This window comes from Roseburia faecis (genome assembly GCF_001406815.1).
GTDB classification, from domain to species: Bacteria; Bacillota; Clostridia; order Lachnospirales; family Lachnospiraceae; genus Roseburia; species Roseburia faecis.
Genome location: NZ_CVRR01000033.1, coordinates 147,063 through 158,733, shown reverse-complemented (window position 1 = coordinate 158,733; position 11,671 = coordinate 147,063). Strand labels below are relative to the sequence as shown.

Here is an 11,671-nt window from a genome sequence, read left to right as displayed (position 1 = left end):
TTAATTAAAGTTCAAACATAAAAAACATTGAATCAGAATGTCTTCTAACTAAATAATATAGGATGAATGCACCCAAAAATCAAGCGATAGCGACAGCATTTCTTGTTTTTTTACAAATACATCTTTTCAAAGTCGCCAATCGGAACCGGACAATTGCATAAATATCCCTGTCCGCAGGTGAATCCACCTTCTTTGAGGAACTGCTCCTGTTCCTCCGTTTCCACCCCCTCTATAATAATATCTTTATGTAAAATCTTTACCATACGGCCGATTTCGTAAAGAAGATTTTTCTTTTGTTCCGTCATGCCTTTATTAATAAAACTTTTGTCAATTTTTATGACGTCTGCAGGCATATCTGCAAGTACGGAAAGTGAAGAATATCCTGTTCCGAAATCATCAATTGCCACACGGAATCCAATCTCGTGCAGCCGGTTCATACACTTTTCAAGGACTGCTACATTTTTTACAAGTACGCCCTCTGTCACCTCAATTTCTATATACTCCGGACGGACACTGTATTTGGAAAGCACATGCTGGATACGGTTTAAAAATTCCTCTCCGTCCGACTCAAAATGACGCCCGGAAAAATTGGTTGAAATCACAATTTTTCTCCGGTGCTGCTTGTCCCATTTTTCGAGAGTTTTTAACACTTCCTCATAAATATAAAAATCAAGCTCTGTGATATATCCTATTTTTTCGAGAGAATCAATAAACATTCCCGGCGGAAGAATCTTTCCATCCGGACGTTTCCATCGTGCCAGTGCTTCTGCCCCATAAACACTCCGGTCACGTAAAATAAACTTTGGCTGCAGATACATCTGGAAATCATCCCGGTATAATGCCTCATAAAATTCCCCGACTATTTTTTGCTCCTCGGTACGCTGGATACGCAGGGAAGGATTATACAGGGTAATATCCCTCTTCCCGGTATTTTTTGCATTTTTCCATGCAAGATTGGCATTTTCGATCGCAAACTCGATGTCCATTTTATTGTCTTCCAGAATATATACCCCTGCCGATATCCCCATTCCACTGTTTGGATACCTGTGATTCTGCATATTGGAAAATCTTTTATTTCTGTTGTGCAGACGATCGATCATTTTTTCCTGACTTTCATCTGCAATCAGAAGCAGAAAAAAATCCGAATACAAACGGCAGCCTGCACGGAAATACTCCTGCATAAAGATATCCTGTGCAAACATTTTAAGGACACTGTCCCCTACTTTATAGCCATAATTTTCATTGATATATCCAAAATTATTGATATCCATATACTCAATGGCATATACTTCATCCGGCTTGGAATGTGCCAGAATTTCAACCACCGCTTCACGGAATGCCTCCTGATTGTACAGCCCTGTCAGCGGATCTTTTTTCTGGATGGAACTGATCTGTTCCCGGCTTTCCGCGACCCGATAGCGCAGGGACACAAAAATAGCCATCATACGGGTCAGTTCCTGAAAAATTTCCAACTCTCCCGGCTGCCACTGCCGTTCTTCGTCCAGTGACACATAAATTACTTCCCCTGTACAGCCCCCAACATATTCAAATTTTCCAACCACAGCAGAAAACGGAGCTTTTTCGTTGTATGTATCCGTTGACTTAAGATACTTTCCCATCCCCGTTGCAAAATTGCTCCGCGAATTTTTAACTATCATATACTCCCCTGGCTGTAGTTCCTTTAGTGAAGGACTTTTCTTTGGAAACGCACTTTTCCCATAAAAAGAGAAATTATTTCCAAAATAATTGGTCATGACCATTCCGTCATTTTCGGTGTTATCCTCAAATACCATAACAAGATCCAGCTGGTATCTTTCCGTAATCCTGTTTAAAAGCATATTCAGCGACCCGTCTATATTTTTGGCGTGCGCCATAAGACTGATGGAAAATGCAAGGAATTCACGGTCTTCTGCGCCCATGTTTTCCCGCCGCTCAATGTTTTTGATTCCGTTTCTGATCATTCCCACATCTTTTGCACCGGCAATCTCATATCCATTTTTGCCCCCCTGCTTGGTACGATACATGGCATGATCCGCTTTTTCAAACAGGGAACTGTATGTATTTCCATCCCCACCGTTACAGGCGGCCAGACCAATACTTGCCGAGATCCTGTAGTGAATGGAGCCCCCCGTATAAACTTTGCAGAGTGCTTCTCCAAGATTTCCGGCACGTTCCTTTGCCTTCTCGAGTGTTGTGTTCTTCATCAGCACAAGGAATTCATCCCCACCGACCCTTCCGGTCAGATCATTGTTGCGGAAAAAAGATTTGATAATATTTGCAACATCTACGATTACGGTATCACCGAATGTATGCCCGAAATTATCATTGACACCTTTAAAATTATCAATATCAATCAGAAACAATACATGGGTTCCGTCTTCTGCTCCTTCCAGAAATGCATCGGTCTCCCTTTGGATTTCCAGCTTGTTGAGCAGTTTCGTCAGCGGATCTCTCCGCACTTCTTCCTGAAGATTCTTATCTTCATCAATATTAAAACTTCTTCCGATAATCCGGGTGATCCGTCCATTATGGTCTGCAATGCTCTTGTAATAAGTTCTAAACCAGAGATATTTCGGTGTCTCATTTTCCGTATGGATATTAAACCTTGTATCCATACTTCCGGTTTTTTCCTCTGTGGCAGCTTCTTTCATAGCCTTCAGAAAAAGCTCCTGATCCGGTGGACAGAGTGTCAGAACTTCTTCATCCACCGGAAAATATTGTTCGGAATAATCGTATTGTCCCCTCAGTTCCATCAGCCGGTACGAGCGCAGCATCGTCCAGTTTTCCACATCCAGATCAAACGGATATTCCAAAGACAGCTGTTCCATCAGCTCATATTTCTGGTTCAACAGTTTCTGATGTTCTTCCCGTCTTTTTTCCTCATCAATATCCCATAAAAATAAAACCACATATGGTTTTACATCGTAATGTGCCAGAACACTGCACCGCATCTCCACCCACCGGGTTTTCCCATCGGGGCGTACGATACGAAGCTGCATTTTTCCGTTGTCATGTGTCCGGACAACATTTTCCAATACACTGACCAGATTTGCATAATCTTCGTCATATACCATTTTTTGTGGTCTGGTTTCCCGCAGTTCCTTTTCCGTGTATCCAAGTACATCCGTAAACTCTGCGTTTGCCTCTTCCACTCTCCAGTCTGCCCCACAACTGACAATTGCAACTGCGACAGGCAGATCCAACTGTATAAATTCCCTATAATCCATAGCTTTGCCCCAATTTCGTTCAATTCTTTCTCCATTATATCATTATTTCTATACATTTCCAACAAGAAAGCGTTTTTCTTCTTGAAATATATCCCATGTCATGTTTATAATAGAATTTGTGATTTTATCATAGACATATTAAGTAAAGCAATGAGGTTTTCGTATGATTAGTGCAAATAACATTACTTTAAGATTAGGCAAAAAAGCCCTTTTCGAAGATGTAAACGTAAAGTTTACCGAGGGGAACTGTTACGGTTTGATCGGTGCAAACGGTGCCGGCAAATCTACCTTTTTAAAAATTTTATCCGGGCAGTTAGAGCCAACCAGCGGTGACATTGTCATCACACCGGGACAGCGTCTGTCTTTCCTGCAGCAGGACCACTTCAAGTATGATGAGTATACCGTACTCGACACGGTTATCATGGGAAATAAACGTCTGTATGACATCATGAAAGAAAAAGATGCCATCTACATGAAAGAAGATTTTTCCGATGAGGATGGTATCCGCGCCAGTGAACTTGAAGCAGAATTTGCAGACATGGACGGCTGGAATGCCGAATCCGATGCTGCCACCCTGTTAAACGGTCTTGGAATTCCGACCGAGGATCACTACACACAGATGGCAGACCTGCCGGGTGCCGCAAAAGTCAAAGTACTTCTTGCGCAGGCACTGTTTGGCAACCCGGACATTCTTCTTCTCGATGAGCCGACCAACCACCTGGATCTTGATGCCATCGCATGGTTAGAAGAATTTCTGATCAACTTTGAAAACACGGTTATCGTGGTTTCCCATGACCGTTATTTCTTAAACAAAGTCTGCACCAACATTGCAGATATGGATTACGGCAAAATTCAGCTGTATGCCGGAAACTACGATTTCTGGTATGAATCCAGCCAGCTTCTTGTCCGTCAGATGAAAGAAGCCAACAAGAAAAAGGAAGAAAAAATCAAAGAGCTGCAGGAGTTTATCTCCCGTTTCTCTGCAAATGCTTCCAAATCCAAGCAGGCAACTTCCCGTAAGCGTGCCCTGGAAAAAATCCAGCTAGATGACATCCGTCCTTCCAGCCGTAAATATCCGTACATTGATTTCCGTCCAAACCGTGAAATTGGAAATGAAGTTCTGACCGTAGACGGAATCAGTAAAACCATTGACGGTGTAAAAGTTCTTGACAACATTTCCTTTATTGTCGGACACGATGACAAAATCGCCTTTGTCGGTGGAAATGAGCTTGCAAAGACAACATTGTTTAAAATTCTCGCCGGGGAAATGGAACCGGATGAAGGATCTTACAAATGGGGAGTTACAACAAGCCAGTCTTATTTCCCGAAGGATAATACCGCCATCTTTGATTCCGATGAGCTGATCGTCGACTGGCTGACCCAATACTCCGAGATCAAAGACGCAACTTATGTCCGCGGTTTCCTCGGCCGTATGCTTTTTGCCGGTGAAGATGGTGTAAAAAAGATGCGTGTCCTCTCCGGTGGAGAAAAAGTCCGTGTCCTTCTCTCCCGCATGATGATCATGGGAAGCAACGTTTTAATCTTTGATGAGCCGACAGACCACCTGGATATGGAATCCATCACCGCATTGAATAATGGTATGATCAAATTCCCTGGTGTCATCCTGTTTGCCTGCCGTGACCATCAGGTCGTACAGACAACTGCGAACCGCATCATCGAGTTTCTTCCGGATGGAAGCATGGTAGACAAGGTTTCTACTTATGACGAATATCTCGAAAGTGATGTTATGGCAAGAAAACGTCAGGTATACAATACAACTGCAGATGAGGAGGCAGATGATTAATCTGTTACCCTCTGTCTGTTTGGTAAAAACAGGAAACCCTCTCTGCTGGTCTGTCCAGCAAAGAGGGTTTCCTGCATTTCGAAAACTCATTTTCAACTATTTAAAACATATCTGTAAAAATATTTCCGCTGTTATAATTGTAATTATACGTGCCATTCTTCGTATATGTATTGGATTTTGCGGCTTCTGACTTTGCATAGGACTCTGTCATGGCTGCCTTTGTTGCCACACTGTATGCGTAGGAACCGGTTCCATTGAACAGGTTCTTTATTTTCTCTGTGTCCGCACTCTTAAACGTTGTCTCATCCACCGACAGCTTGCCGGTCTTTTCATCGACCGTAATTCCTATTTCCTTTAAGGGTTTCTCATTGTAAGAAGTCTCATTTTTCATAGAACTTACCGACCGGGAAATGCGGTTCGTCGATGACTTGCCGGCTGTATCCAGCATGGAGTTGTAATCATCCGCAAAACTCTTTACTGCTTTGTAGATCTTGTCCGTATCGTAGCTGCCCCCGGAATCCTTTGTAAACACCTTGTTGTTACTGCGGGTATACAATGCCTTGGCAGAGTCTGTCAGTTCCTTGGCATCGGACTCTATCGCAGCCAGCGTCTTGGTACTGTCTTTTGACGTTGATGTGGTCGTGGCCAGATCCTCGATCGTATTTTTGGTGCTGTCATCCGACTTCGAGGTGCCCTTCGTGGAATCCATTGAAAAATAAGAGCGCATTAATTTGCCATAAGAACCACTGCGAATACTTGCATACTCACTTAAATTGATTCCAAACAGGCCACTTCCTGTGCTTTTCGAAGAACCCAGACTGGAAAATAAAGTACTTACTGACGATGAATCATACATCGAAATTCCTCTCATAGTATCACCTCTTTCACACAATTCTTTCTTTTATCCTATCGCTTTTTCACTGTTTTTACAATACTTTTGTGGTATTTTTCCGTATTTTGGTTATAATTACGAAAAGATAACAATTTCTTTTCGTTTTGTTCATATTTTATTCACAATCAGATGCTATTATAAGAACATAAAAGAAAGCAAAGTTACTAACTTGTTATTTTTTCATAATTCGCCCCATTGTCCATTGGACAATGGGGCACTCCTCTTTTTATCAAGAAATTTCTTAAATGTCTTCTATCTGCCAGTCAATCGGCTCGATTCCATGTTCTTTTAGAAACTGATTTGCCTGACTGAAATGTCTGCATCCAAAGAACCCGCGATACGCGGAAAGCGGACTTGGATGCGGTGCCTTTAAGATCAGGTGCTTTGGATTTGTAAGCATCGGTATTTTGCTCTGCGCCGGACGTCCCCACAACATATACACAATCGGACGATCCTGCGCATTCACTGCCTGAATGATCGCATCCGTAAACTGCTCCCATCCTCTTCCCTGATGGGAATTTGCCTGATGCGCCCGCACCGTAAGCACGGTATTCAAAAGCAGTACACCCTGATCTGCCCATTTTTTCAGATAGCCGTTGTTTGGAATTTTACACCCCAGATCATCCTGCAGTTCTTTATAAATATTCTGCAGAGATGGCGGAATTTCTTTCTGATCCGGAAGGACAGAAAACGAAAGACCATGTGCCTGATGTTCATTGTGATACGGGTCCTGTCCCAGAATCAGTACTTTTACCTCACTAAGCGGTGTAAAATGCAGTGCATTAAAAATATCCTCTGCCGGCGGATACACAACCGTGCGGCTATACTCTTCTTTCACAAACTGATACAGCTGCCGGTAATATGGTTTGGCGAATTCCTCACGGACTGCCGGAAGCCAGTCGTTTGTTATCATTGCCATAATTTCATTCACTCCTATCTACGCACGGAGACACCGCGGTCTGCCAGATAGTTTTTCAGATCCCTGATCTCCAGCTCCTTATAATGAAACAGGGACGCTGCCAGTGCTGCATCTGCATGTCCCTCTGTCAGGGCCTCATAAAAATGTTCTTTTGTGCCCGCACCACCGGATGCAATCACTGGAATGGAAACATTGTCTGCAATCTGTCTGGTCAGTTCAATATCATACCCTGCCTTTGTTCCATCGCAGTCCATGCTGGTCAGAAGAATTTCTCCCGCACCAAGTCTGTTAGCTTTCATTGCCCATTCTACAGCGTCAAGCCCGGTATCAATACGACCGCCGTTTTTGTAAACATTCCAGCCGCTTCCATCCTCTCTTCGTCTGGCATCAATGGCGACTACCACACACTGGCTGCCAAACTTGTCCGCTGCATTTCCAATCAGCTCCGGTGTATTGATTGCGGAAGAATTAATGGAAATCTTGTCGGCACCTTCCCGAAGCAGTACCTTAAAATCCTCCACCGTACGGATACCACCGCCTACCGTAAACGGGATAAACACCTTCTCTGCAACCTTACGCACCATGTCTACCACCGTTGCACGGTGATCGGAAGATGCGGTAATATCCAGAAAGACTACTTCATCTGCGCCCGCCTTGTCGTAAGCTGCTGCGACCTCTACCGGATCTCCGGCATCTCTTAAATTCACAAAGTTAATGCCTTTTACCACACGTCCGTCATTCACATCCAGACAAGGAATAATTCTCTTCGTAAACACTATGCATTTCCTCCCTGCAGCTTTGCAAAATTTTTCAAAATCGAAAGTCCAACCGTACCGCTCTTTTCCGGATGAAACTGACATGCAAATGTATTTCCGGATTCTACCGATGCATGAATTGTCGTACTGTACTGTGTGGTTGCTTTCACTATCTGTTCATCCGCTGCTTTCAGATAATAGGAATGTACAAAATATACATACGGATTTTCCTCCAGCCCAGCAAAAAGTCTTCCGTCATTCTGTAAATGCAGAGAATTCCACCCGATGTGCGGAATCTTAAGTCCCGACTGATCCGGAATCCGCAGAATCTGTCCGTCCAGCACATGGAGTCCCTCTACACCCTGACTCTCATCGCTTCCCTCAAAGAGAAGCTGCAGTCCCAGACAGATGCCAAGAAATGGCTTATTTTCCGCTGTCACCTGATGAATCACCTTGTCCAGCTCGTATTTTTTCAATTGTTCCATCGCATCGCCAAATGCACCGACTCCCGGAAGAATCACTTTGTCTGCGGTCTCAATCTCGTGAAAATTACGTGTGATCACACAGTCTTCTCCGAGAAAATGCAATGCTTTTTCCACGCTTTTTAAATTTCCAGCGTTGTAGTCTATTATTGCAATCATATAGGTCTTACTCCTAAATTAACAGTCTCCTGCCTTACTTTCTGCTATTTTTTTATCCCAGCCCAAGTTCTTTCAGCTTCTGATGCAATTTTACCGTATAATCATCCCGCTTTCTGGTCTGGTAGATATCCAGTGCCTCATCCCCTGTCATATCATAATCTTTCAGCAGTGCTTTGATAATCTTTCCTCCGATCTTCTCAAGCTGATCTTCACAGCCATACTCTTTGGCATTTTTCTGGTTCAGGTCATAACGCCCATATGCACATACCAGTGCATCAAGTGCATCAATTTTTGAACCGTAATTATCAAATACGAGATATGCCTGATACTTTTCCGAGACAGCAGCAAGAGTTGCCAGCTGATGATAAAGCTTTTCATCGCGCTCCTTGATCGAAAGCCCCTGCAGCTTACGGTATGCCTCCACATAAGAACCCTGCTCATATTTTTCCTTTGCCTGACTTAAGTTTGCCTGATACCCCAAAAGATTTGTCACAATCATGACAAATGCAAACAATGACACTGCCATAAGAACAATCGCAATCACCGGTCCCTTTGGCAGCGGCGGTGTGTTATCCACTTCCTTAGGTTTTTTCTCCTTTTTCGGTTTCGGCGGTTTTGGCTGTTTGGGCTTCTTTTCTTTCTTCGGTTTTTTCTCTTTTTTCGGTTTTTCCTTTTTCTTTTCCGGTTCCCTTCCGGCATCACCGCCTGTACCTTCAAGTTCCTTTAAGATCTGCTGGTTTTCCTCCGAAAGTTCACTGACATCCGCTCCCTGTGTATTTCCGATGTCAACCGCCTGCTTTTCTTCCTCATCATCCTCTCCGAAAATAATCCGGGAAAGTTTCTGCCAGAAGCCGCCTTCTTTCTCTTTTTTCTCTTTCTTATTCTTTTTCTTTTTTTTATTTTTCCCATTGGAAGCGGTTTCTTCTGCCTGTGCCGGTATGTCTTCCTGCTCTGTAAGTTCTGGAATCTTATCTGCCACTTCTTCCTGCGGATTCATTTCCGATCTTGCAAAATCACCGATGGAATCAGTTTCTTCCAAAGGTTTTCCATCTTGATCAGAAGAAAGCATATCCCCCAGATCCGATAAATCCTGATCTCCGGAAAGCATATCCATAAGATCCGAATCCGAAAGCCCTGACAGATCCAGTTCTCCATCCTCTTCTTTTGGCAGATTGCTGTCAAACGTTCCGACTGCATCATCAAGTGTATTCACCTCGAAATCATCCTCATCGGGTGGTATTGCAGTTTCCAACGGACTTTTCCCCTGAAAACCGGTTTCTTCTTCCTTTGCTGCATCCCCTGTCGAAAAATCATCCTGTGGAATATTATCGAGCAGATCATCCAGGGAAGCGTCAATCTGTGTGGCTTTTTCTTCCTGTTTTTTTTGATTCAGGCTCTCGGTATACTCCGGAATATCTTCCTTGAGCAGTTCTTCCTCAAACTCCCTCAAAAAATCTTCTTCATTTTTCGCTTTTGCCTTTTCCTTCGTTTCTTCTTCTCCAAACAATTGCTTTTCAAAATCATCTCTCAGAACCTGTTTTGCTGCCTGCTGTTCCTTCGGATGTTCCGTTTCTTCTCCATGCATGGAATTTAATAATTGATCCAGATAATTTTCCGATGAGTGGTCTCCCATGTGTTTTTCTCCATTCCATCTGTTTATTCCATAAACCTGCAAAGGGATGTGATGAAGCCATCACACCCCTTACTGTTTTGCCGGAATTTATTTGTTTCTCTTTGCAAGTAATTCATCAATGGCATCTACAAGACTTCCGATTTCAGGTTTGGTCAGCTGTGCATCTGCACCAAGCGACTCCCCTTTTCTTCTCATTTCCTCATTTACAAGAGAGGAGAAAATGATAACCGGAAGATGTTTCAGTTTGTCATCTGATTTGATCAGCTTCGTAAGACGATGTCCGTCCATCTGGGGCATTTCAATATCGGTAATGACACAATGAACGTTCTCGTCCAATGTCCCCGCCTTTTCAAATTCCTGAATCTTGTCCCATGCTTCCTTTCCATTACATGTAACAATCAGTTTTTCGTATCCTGCTTTTTTCAGGCAGTCCGTAATCAGACTGCTCAGCAACGGAGAATCCTCTGCAATCAGAATTGGATCCTCGCTCCGGCTTCTCTCCCCGATCTGTTCAATATCATTGACCCTAAGACCGGTTTCCGGACTGATGGATGATACAATTGCCTCAAAGTCAAGAATAACAACCAGTTTTCCGTCCATCTTGATCACACCAGTTGCAACACTTCCGTCTTCTCCATTAATCGTAGAATCCGGTTTGATGATCTCATTCCATGATACACGGTGAATTCCTACCACCTGATCCACATGAAATGCCACATCAAGTTTATTAAAATTCGTGATAATAAACAGACCTTCCTGTCCATCATCCTCCATGCCAAGACACTTTTTCAGATTGATGACCGTAATCATCACCTCGCGCGGCATAAAAATGCCTTCTACGCTCGGATGTGTATTCGGTACAGGAGTAACCTTCTGGTATGACAAAATCTCCCTGATCTTTGCCACGTTGATTCCGTAATGATTATCTCCTAATGTAAACTCTAAAATTTCTAATTCGTTCGTCCCTGACTCTAACAGAATATTTGTATCCATATACGTCCTCCCGCACTTTTCTGTATTGGTAATCCCTTATGTTTATTATATCATATTTTGTAAAATTTGGGGGCATTTATTTGTATTTCAGAGAATAAATTGTATCTTTTATTTCTGCATACAGTGTCTCACCCGAAATTTTATCAGCCTGGTCTTTCGGAATCTGAAACAGTAAAACCGCTGTTTTCTTCTTTCCGCCCCTGATGGTTTCCCCATAAGAGGAAAGACTTCTGGTTCCGAGCGAAGCAGTCTCCTTTATCCTGTTTTTTCCGTCAAAACATGCATAAAATGTAATACCGAGTTTTTCTGTATCCAGCCTGACCTTTTTCTTCCCCTTATTTTTAATTTCAAACTTCATCACAACAAGTTTGTTTCCATCCTCAGGAGTTACTGCAAAATAGTCTCCCTCCTGATAGATATTCTGAACCCTGTATCCTTTGTAAGAAACGGTCAGACCCGATGCATGTCCGATTGCCTCGGCGATCGGCATCGTCTCCATCTCCTGTGTCTGGGTTTCTCCCGTGGCATCTGACGCCATGTTGTTGTCCGCACTCTGGGTATTCTGGCTCTCCGGCATCTGGCTGTCCTGTTTTTGTGTTTCCTGTGTCTCTTCGGATGAAGCGGCTGTCATTCCGTCTTTCTGCTCAATATTATACTTTGCAAGAATATGCGCCGAATACTGCACGACCAGATTTTCTTCGTCCTCTGACAAATCATACATCTGGGTTCCACAGCCTCCCAACAGGAGTATTGCTGACACTGCCATCACAGGCAGACTTATTTTCTTTTTCATACTCTTTTACCCTC

Annotated in this window: 9 protein-coding genes; 1 reads left to right on the top strand and 8 read right to left on the bottom strand. The window is 43.3% G+C overall.

The genetic code is table 11. The features are described from left to right. Positions 1-110: 110 nt before the first annotated feature. Positions 111-3,227, bottom strand: coding sequence for a diguanylate cyclase domain-containing protein (locus M72_RS10850; protein ID WP_022046464.1), 3,117 nt, complete (start codon positions 3,225-3,227; stop codon positions 111-113). Between the two features lie 163 nt (positions 3,228-3,390). On the opposite strand from M72_RS10850, the gene M72_RS10845 reads away from it, so the two are divergent. Continuing rightward, positions 3,391-5,031: an ABC-F family ATP-binding cassette domain-containing protein gene (locus M72_RS10845; protein WP_055068235.1), complete on the top strand. Its 1,641-nt coding sequence runs from the start codon at positions 3,391-3,393 to the stop codon at positions 5,029-5,031. A 100-nt stretch (positions 5,032-5,131) separates the two neighbouring features. On the opposite strand, the gene fliD is transcribed toward M72_RS10845, so the two are convergent. The 7 genes from fliD to M72_RS10810 form a co-directional block, all read right to left on the bottom strand. Next, the gene (gene fliD, locus M72_RS10840; protein WP_055068234.1) at positions 5,132-5,902 is read right to left on the bottom strand and encodes a flagellar filament capping protein FliD; all 771 of its coding nucleotides are present in this window, start codon (positions 5,900-5,902) and stop codon (positions 5,132-5,134) included. 262 nt (positions 5,903-6,164) lie between these two features. Next, positions 6,165-6,842, bottom strand: coding sequence for a uracil-DNA glycosylase (locus M72_RS10835; RefSeq protein WP_022046468.1), 678 nt, complete (start codon positions 6,840-6,842; stop codon positions 6,165-6,167). 14 nt (positions 6,843-6,856) lie between these two features. Further along, the gene (gene hisF / locus M72_RS10830; RefSeq protein WP_055068233.1) at positions 6,857-7,618 is read right to left on the bottom strand and encodes an imidazole glycerol phosphate synthase subunit HisF; all 762 of its coding nucleotides are present in this window, start codon (positions 7,616-7,618) and stop codon (positions 6,857-6,859) included. Beyond that, entirely contained in the window at positions 7,618-8,238 is a 621-nt protein-coding gene (gene hisH / locus M72_RS10825) for an imidazole glycerol phosphate synthase subunit HisH (RefSeq protein WP_022046470.1), read from the bottom strand. The genes hisF and hisH overlap by 1 nt, the downstream gene beginning before the upstream one ends. 52 nt (positions 8,239-8,290) lie before the next feature. Further along, positions 8,291-9,871: a hypothetical protein gene (locus M72_RS10820; RefSeq protein WP_055068232.1), complete on the bottom strand. Its 1,581-nt coding sequence runs from the start codon at positions 9,869-9,871 to the stop codon at positions 8,291-8,293. A gap of 87 nt (positions 9,872-9,958) precedes the next feature. Then, positions 9,959-10,864 carry a chemotaxis protein gene (locus tag M72_RS10815; RefSeq protein WP_055068231.1) on the bottom strand — a complete coding sequence of 302 codons (906 nt, stop codon included), beginning with the start codon at positions 10,862-10,864 and terminating at the stop codon, positions 9,959-9,961. A 76-nt stretch (positions 10,865-10,940) separates the two neighbouring features. Then, positions 10,941-11,657 carry a DUF4352 domain-containing protein gene (locus M72_RS10810; protein ID WP_055068230.1) on the bottom strand — a complete coding sequence of 239 codons (717 nt, stop codon included), beginning with the start codon at positions 11,655-11,657 and terminating at the stop codon, positions 10,941-10,943. Positions 11,658-11,671: the final 14 nt, after the last annotated feature.